Annotated in this window: 16 protein-coding genes; 9 read left to right on the top strand and 7 right to left on the bottom strand. The window is 59.8% G+C overall.

From position 1 onward, the window contains the following. Positions 1 to 90: 90 nt before the first annotated feature. On the bottom strand, positions 91 to 987 hold the full coding sequence (yddG, locus tag ACXAIC_RS15175) for an aromatic amino acid exporter YddG (RefSeq protein ID WP_475181011.1): 897 nt from the start codon (positions 985 to 987) through the stop codon (positions 91 to 93). Positions 988 to 1,149: 162 nt separating this feature from the next. On the opposite strand from yddG, the gene ACXAIC_RS15170 reads away from it, so the two are divergent. Further along, complete coding sequence (locus tag ACXAIC_RS15170) at positions 1,150 to 1,611, top strand: GNAT family N-acetyltransferase (protein WP_475181008.1); 462 nt, start codon at positions 1,150 to 1,152, stop codon at positions 1,609 to 1,611. Between the two features lie 134 nt (positions 1,612 to 1,745). Here ACXAIC_RS15170 and ACXAIC_RS15165 read toward each other — a convergent pair whose 3' ends face one another. Next, positions 1,746 to 2,795, bottom strand: coding sequence for a DUF2125 domain-containing protein (locus tag ACXAIC_RS15165; RefSeq protein WP_475181003.1), 1,050 nt, complete (start codon positions 2,793 to 2,795; stop codon positions 1,746 to 1,748). Between the two features lie 202 nt (positions 2,796 to 2,997). Here ACXAIC_RS15165 and ACXAIC_RS15160 point away from each other — a divergent pair, with 202 nt between their 5' ends. Continuing rightward, positions 2,998 to 3,519, top strand: coding sequence for a gamma-glutamylcyclotransferase (locus ACXAIC_RS15160; protein WP_475181093.1), 522 nt, complete (start codon positions 2,998 to 3,000; stop codon positions 3,517 to 3,519). A 262-nt stretch (positions 3,520 to 3,781) separates the two neighbouring features. On the opposite strand, the gene ACXAIC_RS15155 is transcribed toward ACXAIC_RS15160, so the two are convergent. The 4 genes from ACXAIC_RS15155 to ftsE all read right to left on the bottom strand — a co-directional run bounded on the left by ACXAIC_RS15155 (position 3,782) and on the right by ftsE (position 7,162). After that, the gene (locus ACXAIC_RS15155; RefSeq protein WP_475180998.1) at positions 3,782 to 4,555 is read right to left on the bottom strand and encodes a lysophospholipid acyltransferase family protein; all 774 of its coding nucleotides are present in this window, start codon (positions 4,553 to 4,555) and stop codon (positions 3,782 to 3,784) included. A gap of 57 nt (positions 4,556 to 4,612) precedes the next feature. After that, on the bottom strand, positions 4,613 to 5,146 hold the full coding sequence (locus ACXAIC_RS15150) for a YdcF family protein (RefSeq protein WP_475180994.1): 534 nt from the start codon (positions 5,144 to 5,146) through the stop codon (positions 4,613 to 4,615). A 241-nt stretch (positions 5,147 to 5,387) separates the two neighbouring features. After that, a complete protein-coding gene (locus ACXAIC_RS15145) occupies positions 5,388 to 6,416 on the bottom strand; it encodes a cell division protein FtsX (protein ID WP_475180991.1) in 1,029 nt (342 codons plus the stop codon). An 86-nt stretch (positions 6,417 to 6,502) separates the two neighbouring features. After that, positions 6,503 to 7,162 (bottom strand): cell division ATP-binding protein FtsE, encoded by a 660-nt coding sequence (gene ftsE / locus ACXAIC_RS15140; RefSeq protein ID WP_475180987.1) that lies wholly within the window; start codon positions 7,160 to 7,162, stop codon positions 6,503 to 6,505. A gap of 193 nt (positions 7,163 to 7,355) precedes the next feature. On the opposite strand from ftsE, the gene ACXAIC_RS15135 reads away from it, so the two are divergent. The 4 genes from ACXAIC_RS15135 (at position 7,356) to ACXAIC_RS15120 (ending at position 10,280) form a co-directional block, all read left to right on the top strand. After that, on the top strand, positions 7,356 to 8,297 hold the full coding sequence (locus ACXAIC_RS15135) for a zinc-ribbon domain-containing protein (protein ID WP_475180983.1): 942 nt from the start codon (positions 7,356 to 7,358) through the stop codon (positions 8,295 to 8,297). A 2-nt stretch (positions 8,298 to 8,299) separates the two neighbouring features. Next, complete coding sequence (gene hpt, locus ACXAIC_RS15130; protein ID WP_475180978.1) at positions 8,300 to 8,866, top strand: hypoxanthine phosphoribosyltransferase; 567 nt, start codon at positions 8,300 to 8,302, stop codon at positions 8,864 to 8,866. A 2-nt stretch (positions 8,867 to 8,868) separates the two neighbouring features. Continuing rightward, the gene (locus ACXAIC_RS15125) at positions 8,869 to 9,264 is read left to right on the top strand and encodes a response regulator (RefSeq protein WP_475180976.1); all 396 of its coding nucleotides are present in this window, start codon (positions 8,869 to 8,871) and stop codon (positions 9,262 to 9,264) included. Between the two features lie 215 nt (positions 9,265 to 9,479). Continuing rightward, positions 9,480 to 10,280 carry a creatininase family protein gene (locus tag ACXAIC_RS15120; protein ID WP_475180972.1) on the top strand — a complete coding sequence of 267 codons (801 nt, stop codon included), beginning with the start codon at positions 9,480 to 9,482 and terminating at the stop codon, positions 10,278 to 10,280. 54 nt (positions 10,281 to 10,334) lie between these two features. Here the strand turns inward: ACXAIC_RS15120 and ACXAIC_RS15115 are convergent, their stop codons facing one another. Next, a complete protein-coding gene (locus ACXAIC_RS15115) occupies positions 10,335 to 11,273 on the bottom strand; it encodes a LysR family transcriptional regulator (RefSeq protein WP_475180966.1) in 939 nt (312 codons plus the stop codon). On the opposite strand from ACXAIC_RS15115, the gene ACXAIC_RS15110 reads away from it, so the two are divergent. The 3 genes from ACXAIC_RS15110 to ACXAIC_RS15100 all read left to right on the top strand — a co-directional run bounded on the left by ACXAIC_RS15110 (position 11,274) and on the right by ACXAIC_RS15100 (position 13,352). After that, positions 11,274 to 11,432 (top strand): hypothetical protein, encoded by a 159-nt coding sequence (locus ACXAIC_RS15110; protein ID WP_475180961.1) that lies wholly within the window; start codon positions 11,274 to 11,276, stop codon positions 11,430 to 11,432. It abuts the gene before it with no gap. A 13-nt stretch (positions 11,433 to 11,445) separates the two neighbouring features. Beyond that, a complete protein-coding gene (locus tag ACXAIC_RS15105) occupies positions 11,446 to 12,456 on the top strand; it encodes an ABC transporter substrate-binding protein (RefSeq protein ID WP_475180958.1) in 1,011 nt (336 codons plus the stop codon). A gap of 71 nt (positions 12,457 to 12,527) precedes the next feature. After that, the gene (locus tag ACXAIC_RS15100) at positions 12,528 to 13,352 is read left to right on the top strand and encodes an ABC transporter ATP-binding protein (RefSeq protein WP_475180953.1); all 825 of its coding nucleotides are present in this window, start codon (positions 12,528 to 12,530) and stop codon (positions 13,350 to 13,352) included. Position 13,353: the final 1 nt, after the last annotated feature.

Below are 13,353 nucleotides of genomic sequence, written 5' to 3'. Positions count from 1 at the left end.
CAGTCGTTGCGCCGCAGCATAAGAGATTGCGCGGCGGAACGAAATCCACCGAAGGGGGAAGACCCGCGCCTTCCATTAGAGCACGATGCTCTAGGCAGCCGCCTTGTCTTGCCCTTTGAAAATCATGTCTTTGGCCGCTATCACCGCCCCAAAGGTGATGGCCAGGCAAGCCAGGCCGACGGAGACAGTCAAAGCCCCGAAGCCGAAGGCAATCAGAAGCAGGGTGGATAAAAGAGGTGCGGAATAGGCTGCCGCCCCCAGAACCTGAATGTCGCCGCGCTTGACCCCGATGTCCCAGGTAAAAAAAGCCAGCCCGACCGGGAACAGGGCCAGGGCTAACACCGATCCCCATTCCAGCGCTGACGCGGGCCAGACCGTGTCTTCCCAGATCAGATGGCACAGAACCGATAACAGCGCCGTGGTCAGGCAAAATCCGGCCACCGCTTCTGTCGGGACCGTTCCAAGCCGCCGGGACAGCACCGAATAGCTCGACCAGAACAGCGAAGACACCACTGCTGCCCCATACCCAAGTGCAAACTGGCCGGAAAACTGCACCCCTTCACCACCGGTGATCAGCAGAGCGGCACCGGCAAGGCCCAGCACCGTGCCGGCAATGTGATGCAGCCGCAGCTGTTCGCCGGGCAGAAGGGCGGAAAACAGCACGATCAGCAACGGCCAGGTGTAGTTGATCAGATTGGCTTCCACCGGCGGCGCATTGCGGATGGCCGTAAAATAAAAGAAGTGAAAGCCGAACAGGCCAACGGTGCCGAACACCCAAACCTTGAGCGGCTGGCGCAGCAGGGAGAGTTTCCCCCTGGCAGCCACCCAGACCAGTGCCAGAAGACCCGAGGTGCCGAAACACAGGGCATTCAGCAAAAAGGGCGGCACACCGCCGGATCCGGCCCCAAACAGGCCGAGCGTTGCCCACATGAGAACCGCGCTCAAACCGATCACCGTTGCTTTCATCCGCGCGGCCCGTTCCATCATTCCATCCCGTTTCCGTGTCCTTACCGCTCTTGGCACGAAAAGCTGCACAGCAAAAGCAGGAAACGGCGAGAAGTGGAATTTGATTCAGGTCCTTGATCCCGGTTGCCGTTTCGGGACATGTTGGGCCACCACGACCATTGACTTGTCATTCCCGGGGAATACATGACCAAAGCGGAGATCAGAGCCCTTGGGCCGGAAGAGGCCCATCAGCTCGCGCCACTTATTGCTGAAAACGCCCAGGCCCTCAAACGCGGCGCCCCGCGCCGGCCGGACGAATATTACGCCGAACGCATTCTGGGCGACAAAACGGCGGAGGTTCTTGGTGCCTTTGTTGACGCGGAGCTGATCGGCTTCGGCGTCTATTTTGACCTTCCGGAACTGATCACCGGACTGAGGATCGGCCAGCTGGATGATATTTATGTGCATCCCGACCACCGCAATCAGGGTGTCGGGCGGAAGCTGATCGACACATTGGTCAGCGAAGGCCAGAAACGCGGCTGGCTGCACCTGCGCTGGATTGTTCCGGGCAAGAACGCACCTGCAGTTGCCCTTTATGAAAAGATCGCCGAGCCGGATCACCGCAAGAGCTACCTGATCCCGATCGACCGGGTTGCCGGCGACTGATCCTTTCAGGACACCAGGCTCCCGGTCTTGGCCGCCTGGCCGGACGGGAGCCTGCACATCACCAAATATTCAGGTGAAGGCAAAGCACATTGCATCCGCTTTGCCTTTTGCGGCATGCACCAGAGTTCACCTCCCTAACTTCCTGCAGAAAACAGCGGTGGGATCCGGGTCAACGGCATGAGCCCGGCCCTGACCAGTCCCCGCTCAAGGGAAAATGGCAGCACAATGGATGGCTCCCCGTCCAGCTCCTTGGTCAGGGGCGCCATGTTCTGGACGACCGTGCGCACCAATTCATAGTTCTTGTCTCCGCTCGGGAACAGCGGCTTGAGAGCCGCCATAAACGCCTCCGGATGACCAATGGTCAGGCTCATCTGCCCTGACAGCGTGCCGTCGCCATTGATCACAAGTTCTCCATGCGCTGCCACACGGCTCGGCCCGATCACCGTCTCCAGAAGCACCAGCTTGACCGGCAGCCGGCCATTGCCGATCTGCACCAGGGCGGGCAGCTTCAGCCCATCCAGAAGCAGCGCCCCACCGGTTACCTGAATATGGGCGCGCAGGTCGATGGGTTTGCCGAATTCCGGTACTGACTTCAGCCTCAAGGCATTTACGGACAAAAAGCCTTCAGCATCATCCTTGCTATCCGGCATGTGCCGGATGTGAAGCTCCGCCTTGTCGGCTCCAAAAAGCCCAGAGGAGAGCGTGTTCTCCACCGCCGCTTCGGGCTGTTGCACAACCGCGTCCAGCGCCCCGAGACCACCATCGGCCAGTTTGATACTGGCCCGGGCGGTTTCCCAATGCATCTCGCCCAAAAGACCGCTCAGGGGCTCCGAAACAGACGCCGGCGGCTTCGCCTCGAAAATCAGATGCCAGGGATTGTAGATCAGCGCAACCGCGTTCAGCGCGCCGACGGCGCCTTCCGCCCCCGCCCGGTCGCGGGAGGCAAGGTCCCGGCAGGAGACTTCGTAGCGGAACGGAAACCCGCCAATGGACAGGTCCGAGCAAGACAGATCCAGTCCCTGGCGCCCCAGGGACGCCATTTGCTGATCCAGCTGGCCGGCCAGAACGGACCGGCCGAAAACCCAGGCGCCGGACCAGCCTGCGATCACCAGACCGATTGCAACCAGCAGCAGAATATAGCGGCGCCTTGATGATCCGGCAGATTTGGATGTTCCCTCTGACACTCTTTTGCTCACCCTATTTGCGGCTCCAGCTCCAGCCAATAACAGCTGGCAGAGGAAATCCTTTTTGCCAATTCAAGTGATGGCGCAAAACTGTGGGATCAGCAAGGCATGGCGCCGCGCCTGTTGACGTTTCGGCCAAGGAGCGCGAAACACGGGTCTCGTGGGGGGCAGACAGCAGGACCGGAAAGGCTGATTGGACGAGATGAACGACTATTGGGTGTTTGGCTACGGCTCCTTGATGTGGAATCCCGGATTTGACCATTTGCGCTGCGAACCGGCCCTGTTGCGCGGTGCCCACCGGGCGCTTTGTGTCTATTCCTGGGTTCACCGGGGCACCCAGGAGCGGCCCGGCCTTGTCTTTGGTCTCGACAATGGCGGCGCTTGCCGGGGCATGGTCTATCAGGTTTCTGAAGCGGTCTGGCCGCAAACACTCGACTATCTGCGCGCCCGCGAACAGACCACCATGGTCTACAAAGAACACTGGCACGGCGTTGAACTGGACACGGGCGAGACCGTCAAGGCGCTGGTCTATATGGTCGACCATGACCATGCGCAATATGCAGGTGCCTTGCCCAGGGAAACGCAGCTTGAGATTGTTAAGGGAGCGGCCGGAAAATCCGGTGAAAACCCTGAATATGTCATCAACACAGCCGCCCATCTGGAAGAGATGGGCATTGCCGACACCCACCTTGCCTGGCTGGCGGCACAGCTGAAGGCTCTTTGACAAACACCAGAGCCAGGGAGCTGGCCCCAGCCCTGCCCGCTGGCGCTTCAAGCCGCTGGAGCATCGGGTGAGCAGACTGCAGCATTTGATGCCCGCAAGCAGCTCATTCGGCAAGGCAAGGCACGTCTCGCGGCGCGACGCGGAGGACCAGGCAAGCGGCGCAACGCTGCCGATGGGCTGCGTTCCATCACCCGAAGGGCCAGATCTGCTTTTTGCGCTGACATCCCAGGTGCCCGGCGAAAGGCAAATAAGGCAAATCCAGTCAGGCGCGATTTGCTCTAAGCGCATCGGCGGACGTCAAGACCGGTGAAGGCGACGGCGCCCGGCGCGCTTCGTCCATCAACCGGTCGCTGGCAGACTCAATGCTCTCAACCATCTGTGCATAAAACGCATCTGGCGCCATCCCCGGCTCTATCGGTGGCAGGATCTCGACAATCACCGTGCCCGGATACACCTTCCAGGACGAGCGCGGCCAGTAGAGCCCGGCATTGTGGGCAATCGGCACGACCGGGCAGTTCAGGTTTTTGTAAAGATGGGCAATGCCGTATTTGTATTTCGGCGCCGCCCCCGCCGGACGGCGTGTTCCTTCGGGAAAAATCAGGATCTGACGGTCTTCGTCAATCGCTTCCCGGGCGGCTTCCATCATGGCCGCCAGCGCTTCGGACCGTTTGCCGCGATTGATCGGGATCTGTTTGAACTTGGCCGTGTACCAGCCGAAAATCGGGATCCAGCGCAGTTCCCGCTTCAAGATGAAGGTGGGGCTGGAGAAAAGCGGGATCAGGCTGACCGTTTCCCAGGCGGACTGGTGCTTCATGGCTGCGATAAAACCGCCGTCAGGCAGGTTTTCCAGCCCCCTGAACTCCACCTTGATCCCGGCCACCACGCGCATGAGCCACAACAGGCTGCGCGACCACAGCGGCACGATGCCCCAGCCCCAGGAACGTGGCAGCAGCATGACCGGAGAGAACAGGAGCATTTCAATCAGTGTGACCGTATAAAACAGCACCTGAAACAGGGTGGAACGGATGAGAATCATGGCACCAGAATATGTGAACAAGGCCCGCGTGGCCCCCGGCCCATCTGCTGACAAGCGTCAGGAAACGGCTTTGACGGAGTTACGCAGTCTGGCGAGGATATACTTCACATATTCGCGCATGAGAAGCCGGATTGTCTTCGGTTCCCGGTACCAGGTGTCCAGTTTCAGATCTGCTGAAAACACCGGATAGGCGATCAGCTCCACATCCGGCAGTGCGTCGGACAATTCGGCCTGGGCCCGGGGCAGATGATAGGCGCTTGTGACGACGAGCAGGGACTTGAAGCCGTTTTTCCGGACCCAGTTTGCGGTCTCGGTGGCATTGCCCGCCGTGTTCAGGGCCACTCTGTCCAGATCAACGCTGCCTTCTTCCAGTGGCATGTGGGACGAGGTGACGGCCGCCAGCTGCTTGCGGGTCGTGCCGGGGTGAACCCCGGAAATCAGAAGGCGGCTCGCATGGCCTTCCTCCAGCAGCCGCACGGCTTCATTCACCCGGGCATGGCCACCGGTCAGCACCACAATGGCATCCGCATTTGCTGCTTGCGGCACTTTCACAGTCGCGATCTGATGGGCAAAGACCAGAAACTGGATCATGACCGCTGCGCCAAGGGCGGCCGGAACCAAAAGAAAGGCAAGCCTGAGGCCGAAGCGCTTTCGGCGGGGAGACCGTGACCTCTTGCCCCGTCTGCCTTCCGCGCGGACGTCAGACAGCGCAGACCCTGATCCGGCGGCAGGGCCACCGTCCTTCGATGCTGGGTCTATTACAGTCTCCGCGTGCAGCATAGCGCCAATATGATAGTTGATTCGGCCAATTTCGCGGCATTCGCCTCAGAAATCAATCCACTTTCGCAAGATGGGCCTTGACCGCAAGGCCGGACGTCAGTGCGGTCAGGATTGCAACCAGGAACACAACTGCGAACACGCCAAAATAGCCCGCCAGGCTGACGGAAACGGATCCGAACAGGGCCGACAGCTGGTCGGTTCCCGCCTGTCCGGTGCCCTCGCGGGTAAAGACATCCAGCAGCACGAAGCACACAATAGCGGCAACCCCGCCGGAAACGCCGCCCTTCAGGCCCAGCAGCAGAAAGTGCCGCTGGAATTCCCGGGCGATGAAACTGTCCTCGGCGCCGACAAAGTGCAGCACTGAGACCACGTCCTTGTTGCCCGCCATGGCCGACTGGGTGGCAAAGACAACGCTCAGCACCATGGAGCCCAGCATCAGGAACATGATCACGACACCACCTGCGACCACCGCACCGGCCATGGCCGACAGGCGGGCGGTCCAGATGGAATGATCGTCGACACTCGACCCGGTTACCTGGCGGGACACGGCCGCCCGGAGCTGGGGCAGATTGAGAAGCTGGGGATCACGCACCGAAATCTGGATCAGTCTTGGCACCGGCAGACCGTCCAGCTCAAACCCTTCACCAAGCCAGGGCTCCAGCAGCGCCTTGGTGTCGCGGTCCGAGAGAGCCCGGACCGAGCCAACACCCGGAAATTCCTGAACCAGGGCCACCGCCTTGTCGATTTCCCGGAGCATATCGACCCCTTCGGTCGGCCGGATCTGGATGGTGATTTCCCGCACAAGATCATTCTGCCAGGCATCGGCCGCGTCCCAGACGACGGAGAGGGCACCGACCGTCAGGCAGGCCAGAAAGCTCATGATCGCTACAACAAGGGTCAGCGCCCGGCCGGCCACCGACTGGGGCGGCACAATAGCCGCAGCGGGCCGCAGCTTGGCCTCGTCCGGCGATCCTTTGGGCTGCGGTTTCGGCCCGGCTGGTTTTTTCGGCCGCTTGACGACCGGATCGCGGCGCCTGGGCGGTTTGACGGTCACCACGGGCGCCCGCTTGTCATTATCCATATCTGTCCTGGCCATTATGCTGCCCGATCATGGTCTGCCGCCAGCATGTGCAGAAGCGGGTATTTTGCAGAAGTCAGATCCGTCTTCTAGTCGAAAATGGAAAGGCGGCCATCCGCAAGCACCATTCGCCTAGCATCCACCTGTTCCAGCAAGGCAATATCGTGGGTTGCGATGACCACGGACGTGCCGAGTTTGTTCAATTCGATGAACAGACGCAACAGGCGCCGCGCCAGGGGCGGGTCCACATTGCCTGTCGGCTCATCCGCCAGCAGCACTTCGGGCCGCGTGATCAGGGCGCGGGCAATCGCGGCGCGTTGCTTTTCCCCGCCTGAAAGCACCGGAGGCAAAACATGCATGCGCTCGCCAAGACCGACCCATTTCAGCAGGTCGATCACATCGGAACGGTATTCCCCTTCCATCTTGCCGACCACCCTGAGCGGCAAGGCCACATTTTCATAGGTCGTCAGATGGTCCAGAAGCCGGAAGTCCTGAAACACCACACCAATCTTGCGGCGCAGTTGCGGCAGCTCCTGCTTTTCGATCACGCTCAGGTCACGGTTGAACACCTTGATAAGGCCGCGCGTGGGCTGAAGCGACATGAACAGGAGGCGGATCAGGCTGGTTTTGCCCGCTCCGGAGGGTCCGGTCAGGAACTGAAACGACTGCGGCTCGATCTGAAAACTCAGGTCCCGCAGAATCTCCGGCCCCATGCCGTATCTCAATCCGACATTTTCGAAGCGGATCACGAATTTGTCTCCTGTTGATGGACCGGTGCTATCATCACGCCGTTAACGCTGCATTAATCATATAAAGGTCCATTAGAGGCCTGAAAGCCTGTCTCAGGAATTGTCGGCACTTGTCCAACGCTTGATGCCGGTTTCGACCCGTCGGTCACAAGACAATAGCGCGCGAGCAAGCCATGGCGAAAGGTCTTCGCTCATGAAGATCACATGTCCGGACTGCAGTACGTCCTATGAGATCAAGGCCGAGGCCGTCGGCCCTGAAGGGCGCAGTGTGAAATGTGCCAAATGCGGCAGCCGATGGTTCGTCTCCCCCGATGAAGGCAAGGAGGAGACGGGAAGCTTTGACGCGCCCGCAAGCGAGCCCTCCCCCAAGGACGAAGCCGACACAGAAGAGGCCGCGACGGATGAGGCCGAATGGGCTGCCGATGCGGCCGCCGATGGCGACGTGGCCGCGTTTCCGGAAGAAACGGCACCGGAGGACAGTCCGTCAGATGACGAGGCCGCATTCGCCTCCACCGGCGCCAACACAGCCACGCGCAAGGACGAAGAGCAGTTTTCAGCAGATCTGGCTGAAGACGACAGCCCGGCCGATATCGAGAGCCATGCAAAACGGCCGAAAATCACCGTCAATCCGGACAAGTTCCGCCGCAATCATATCGGCGCGCTCCTGAACTGGATGTTCCGCCGCAATTACCGGCGGGTGGTCGGCATTCTGGTGTTTGTTGCAGCCCTGTCGGCGGTCGGCTCTTTTGTGCTGCTGCGCGACACCATGGTCAAACAGTTTCCCGATCTGGCCAGCCTGTTTGAAATGGTCGGCTTCGACGTTAATCTGCGCGGCCTGGAGTTCCACAATTTGCGCACATTCTCCGAGCTGGAAGACGGCAAGAGCGTTCTGGTGGTGGAAGGATCGATCCGCAATCTTGAAGACCAGTCCAACCCCGTCCCGGCCGTCAGGCTGTCCATCCGCAATGCCGATCACCAGGAGGTCTATGCCTGGACCGTGGAACCCCGTACAAAGGCGCTTAACGGATTTGACGAAACCAGGTTCCGAACCATTCTTGCAGATCCGCCCGGCGGGGCGTTCGACATTCAGGTCCGCTTCACAGACCGCGGCCAGCGCCAAATAGTACTCGAGTGAATATGACAGCCGATATCCGCACCCTTTTTGATGAAGATGCCATTGCCACCCGCGTGGCCGCACTTGCCGCTGAAATCGCGGAAGGCAAACCGCAGAACCTTCTGGTGGTCGCGGTTCTGAAAGGCAGTTTCATTTTCGCGGCCGACCTTGTGCGTGCCATGCACCGCAGCGGCCTGGAGCCCGAAATGGAGTTCATGCACCTGTCTTCCTACGGCGCCGGCACGGAAGGATCAGACACCATCCGTGTTTTGCGCGATGTCGAAAGTGACGTTAACGACCGCGATATCATTTTGGTGGATGATATCCTGGAATCCGGCCGCACACTTTCCTTTGCCAAGGAGCGGCTGATGGACCGGGGAGCCCGCTCCGTTAAGATCGCAGCCTTGCTCGACAAACCGGAGCGCCGCAAAGCTGCCATATCTGCAGATTATGTGGGATTTGCCTGTCCTGATAAGTTTGTCGTCGGATACGGTATGGATATGGGCCACGCTTGGCGGCAGTTGCCCTTTATTGGATATGTCGTTGCTTCCGGGGACGAGGCAGCGGCTGACGATGGGACGGGAGGTTGAGCATGGCTCGCATTCTTCTGACAGAAGATGATGAAGCGGTTCGCAGCTTCGTGCGGCGTGCCCTTGAACTCGACGGGCATTGTGTGGAAGTGGCTGAAGATGGCGGCGAAGCTGTCGAAGTCCTGACGCGGGAAAAAGGTGCCTTCGAGCTGCTGGTATCTGACATCAAGATGCCGGTCATGGACGGGATTGCCCTGGCGCTTCACACAGCGCGCGACTATCCGAAAATGCCGATCCTCCTGATGACCGGTTTTGCCGATCAGCGCGAACGGGCCAATGGCCTGGATGCCCTGGTGCATGATGTCATCACCAAGCCGTTTTCCCTGGCCGATATCCGCAAGGCCGTGCGCCATGCCATCGCCGGAGAGCTGCCGCAGGACACCCGCCGCTACGCCTGATATGGGCCGCGTTCCGAAGTGAAAAAGTGCACGGCCCCTGCCTTTCTTCCGGCCGCCTGACCTCATTTATTTTGCCTGTTTGTTTCCGACCGGCGCCTGACCGCCCCCGGAAGCGCACTCAAAAAAGCATCGCACCAGCCACATATTGATGCTTCTCAACGGACGCTGCGTCTCCTACCCCTGCTAAGGACAAATGCATGACCGGGAGATGCACCGTGACGACCCCCTTTTTCTGGAACGAGTTGACCACCTATGATTTTGCGGCACTCGACCCGGACCGGACGGTCGCGGTTCTGCCCATCGCCTCCACCGAACAGCACGGGCCGCATCTGCCCATCGCCACCGACGTGGCGATTGCACAGGGGATGCTGGACGAAGTGCGCCGCCAGCGTCCAGCGGATCTGGCCAGCCTTGTTCTGCCGCTTCAGGAAGTCGGCAAGGCCAATGAACACAAATACGGGCCGGGCACCCTGTCCCTGGATGCGGACCTGCTGATCCGCTGCTGGACCGCCATTGGCGAAAAAGTGGCCGAAGCCGGGGTGCGCAAGATGGTGATCGTCAATTCCCATGGCGGCAACACGGATGTGATGAGCATTGTTGCCCGGGAATTGCGGGTCCGCCGCGACATGGCCGTTGTCAGCACCCAATGGGGCCGGTTCGGCCATCCCGAAGGCATGATCTCCAGCCACGAGGCCCGCTTCGGCATCCATGGCGGCGAGGTCGAAACCTCCCTGATGCTGCATTTCCGGCCCGAGCTTGTGAAAATGGACAAGGCGGACAATTTCGTGTCCCGGGCAGAAGACATGGCGCGCAGCTCAACCTATCTGCAGCCCCTCCCCCCCCATTCGCTGGCCTGGATCGCCCATGATCTCAATCCGGCCGGAGTGGTGGGAGATGCTTCCAAAGGCACGGCTGAAAAGGGCAAAGCCATTGCGCAGCACCAGGCCAAAGAGTTCATTGGCCTGATGCAGGATCTAGCCGCCTATCCGCTCAGCGCGCTGTACCGGCCGGACTGATCAGCGACCCCTGTCCGGAACAATTGCTGCGGCGACCGGTCCAGCCAGCTGAACTCAGGACACCGGCAGCTTGCCGTCCTGTTTCAAATCTTCGACCAGATCCGCCAGGTCCTGCAACAAAACTTCGATGAACATGCTTGTGGCCGCGTCCATGGTGGTGCGGGCCCGGGTGATCAGTTTCATGGGCTGATGGTGGGTGCGGTGGCCCTTCAGCGGCCGGAACACCAGCTCTCCCCGGCGGCATTCGGCAATCACATCCAGCGGATTGAGCAGGCTGACCCCAATGCCCCGGCGCACAAGCTGGCGCAGGGTCTCGGAGGAATTGGTTTCCAGAACCGGTTCGATCGGCACGGGCAGGCTCGACAGGACAAGATTGATCACATCGCGCAAACTGGTACCCGTCTGCGCCAGAACCAGACGCTCTTGAACAATATCGGCCAGGTCCACCGGACCGCTTTCCCGGGCCAGGGCATGGTCCGGCGGCAGCACGGCCCCGATCGGGATGTCGAATGTGGCCAGAGTGCGGATACCCGGCGTTGCTGAAATGTTGAAGCCCAGGCCGATATCCGCCTCTCCTGTCAGCACCGGCGTGATCGTGGTGGTGCCCGCATCGCTGCGCAGCTTGATGTGAACCCGCGGATGCTCCTTGATATAGTCCGCGATGATCCCGGGCAGCGGGCCGGAGGCAAGGCCGACCGTGGTCACCATTGAGACCTGGCCAGCCTGGGGCATCTTGAGGGCCCGGATGCGCGTTTCAAGCCTCGAATAGTCCTTCAGCACATCGCGCACATGTTCAACGCAAAGCTCCCCTGCGGCAGTCAGCCGCAAACCACGCGGCAAACGTTCAAAAAGCGGGCTGCCGAATTCCTCTTCCAAGGCGAGGATTTGCCGGTTGATGGCAGACGAGGACACATTCAGGCGCTCGGCGGCTTTACGGATCGAGCCGCAGCGCGCAATCTCATCAAGATAAGTCAGCTTTCGGGAATGCAGCATTTGAACCGCCTCTTTCTTGCGCATGATGATGAAATCACCACCAAATTTCCGACCGATGACTTTTGGGCAGCGGTGCTGGCTAATTTTGATGCTTTTCAATATACGCTCACAAAGCTCAAATACCCTGAATTTCCAAATGTTTTCAAGCTGGCGCCTTGAGAGGGGACACAACATGAAACTCAGACGTACTTTGGAAGCACTGTTTGCGGCGGGTCTTTTTGGCCTCGGCGCAACATCTCAGGCCCTCGCACTGGACGAGGTCTCCTATGGCACCAACTGGCTGGCCCAGGCCGAACATGGCGGGTTCTACCAGGCGGTTGCCGACGGCACTTACGAGAAATACGGCCTGAAAGTCACGATTGTGCCCGGCGGGCCGCAAGCGGCCAATGACGCCCTGCTGATCTCCGGCAAGATCGACTTCTACATGGGCGGCACCCTGAAGGGCTTCGACTATGTGAAGGAAGGCATTCCACTGATCAATGTCGCCAGTATCTTCCAGAAGGACCCGCAGGTGCTGCTGGCCCATCCGGACCAGGGCATCGAAACATTCGACGACCTTGCCAAGCTGGATACCATCTACATGGGCAAGGACGGCTACATCACCTATTTCGAATGGATGAAGAAGAACTTCAAGGGCTTCTCCGACGCCCAGTTCAAGCCCTACACCTTCAACCCGGCGCCCTTCATCATCGACCCGAAGTCCGCCCAGCAGGGCTACCTGACCTCCGAGCCCTACAAGATCGAAAAAGATGCGGGCTGGGCTCCGAAAGTCTTCCTGCTCGCCGATGAAGGCTGGACCCCCTATTCCACCTTGATCACCACGAAAAAGGCGCTTGTCGACGAGAACCCGGATCTGGTTCAGCGCTTTGTCAGCGCGTCTATCGAAGGCTGGTACAATTACCTGTATGGCGATAACAGTGCCGCCAACGATCTGATCAAAATAGACAATCCGGACATGACCGACGGCCAGCTCGCCTATTCCCTCGCCAAGATGAAGGAATACGGCATTGTGGATTCCGGCGACGCGCTGGAGCAGGGTATTGGCTGCATGACTGATGCCCATTTCAAGACCTTCTTCGACACGCTTGCTGCCATTGGCGTGGTTGACGCCGGTCTGGACTACAAGCAATCCTACACGACCCAATTCGTCTGCAAGGGCGTCGGTCTGGATCTGAAAAAGTAAGTCCTGCTTGCTTTGCCCCAGGTGCTCCGCCTGCCCGGGCGGAGCCCTCTTCATAAATTTCCGGGAATATCATGGTCAGCACTGAACTGGGCGACACCAACAAGACGGCCGCATCCGGCCTTCGTCCGCTCGTTGCAATGGAAAAGGTCTCGAAAGTCTTTTCCAACGGCACGGTCGCCCTCTCCGGCATGTCCCTTACCGTCAAGACCGGCGAATTCATCAGCCTGCTCGGCCCGTCCGGCTGCGGCAAGTCCACCGCTCTGAGAATTATCGCCGGGCTCGGCGGTGTCTCGGACGGCAGCATCGACTGGCCAAGCTTCCGCATCAATTCCAAAGGTCTGCCGGACGGGGATATCAGCTTCGTCTTTCAGGAGCCCACCTTGATGCCCTGGCAGACCGTGTTCGGTAATGTCTATCTGCCGCTGCGCCTTAAGGGCATGAGCAAGAAAGCTGCCGAAACGCCAATCCTGTCGGCCCTGGAAAGCGTCGGCCTTGAAGATTTCGCCAAAGCCTATCCCCGGGAACTGTCCGGCGGGATGAAAATGCGCGTTTCCATCGCCCGGGCCCTGGTGACCAAACCCAAGCTCCTGCTCATGGATGAGCCGTTTGCAGCGCTTGATGAAATCACCCGCCAGAAACTCAATGACGATGTGCTCACCCTTTGGAAAACCACCGGCATTTCGGTGATCTTCGTGACCCACTCGGTCTATGAATCGGCCTATCTGGCCAACCGCATCGTGGTCATGAAGGCCCGTCCAGGCCGGGTCCATGCGGATTTCCCGCTCCATACCAGTCTGGAGCGCGATGCGCTTTACCGGACCTCCGAAGAATACCGCAGCACCTGCGAACAGGTTTCCAGAATGCTGCTGGAAGCCATGGGCGAAGAAGGACACTGAT

Source organism: Roseibium sp. AWQ4_254 (genome assembly GCF_056161025.1).
This window is presented reverse-complemented; position numbering and strand designations above follow the sequence as displayed.

Coding starts and splice junctions, on each gene's coding strand:
- yddG (WP_475181011.1), bottom strand. CDS start 987: ATGATGGAACGGGCCGCGCGGATGAAAGCAACGGTGATCGGTTTGAGC.
- ACXAIC_RS15170 (WP_475181008.1), top strand. CDS start 1,150: ATGACCAAAGCGGAGATCAGAGCCCTTGGGCCGGAAGAGGCCCATCAG.
- ACXAIC_RS15160 (WP_475181093.1), top strand. CDS start 2,998: ATGAACGACTATTGGGTGTTTGGCTACGGCTCCTTGATGTGGAATCCC.
- ACXAIC_RS15155 (WP_475180998.1), bottom strand. CDS start 4,555: ATGATTCTCATCCGTTCCACCCTGTTTCAGGTGCTGTTTTATACGGTC.
- ACXAIC_RS15150 (WP_475180994.1), bottom strand. CDS start 5,146: ATGATCCAGTTTCTGGTCTTTGCCCATCAGATCGCGACTGTGAAAGTG.
- ACXAIC_RS15145 (WP_475180991.1), bottom strand. CDS start 6,416: ATGGATAATGACAAGCGGGCGCCCGTGGTGACCGTCAAACCGCCCAGG.
- ACXAIC_RS15135 (WP_475180983.1), top strand. CDS start 7,356: ATGAAGATCACATGTCCGGACTGCAGTACGTCCTATGAGATCAAGGCC.
- hpt (WP_475180978.1), top strand. CDS start 8,300: ATGACAGCCGATATCCGCACCCTTTTTGATGAAGATGCCATTGCCACC.
- ACXAIC_RS15125 (WP_475180976.1), top strand. CDS start 8,869: ATGGCTCGCATTCTTCTGACAGAAGATGATGAAGCGGTTCGCAGCTTC.
- ACXAIC_RS15115 (WP_475180966.1), bottom strand. CDS start 11,273: ATGCTGCATTCCCGAAAGCTGACTTATCTTGATGAGATTGCGCGCTGC.
- ACXAIC_RS15105 (WP_475180958.1), top strand. CDS start 11,446: ATGAAACTCAGACGTACTTTGGAAGCACTGTTTGCGGCGGGTCTTTTT.
- ACXAIC_RS15100 (WP_475180953.1), top strand. CDS start 12,528: ATGGTCAGCACTGAACTGGGCGACACCAACAAGACGGCCGCATCCGGC.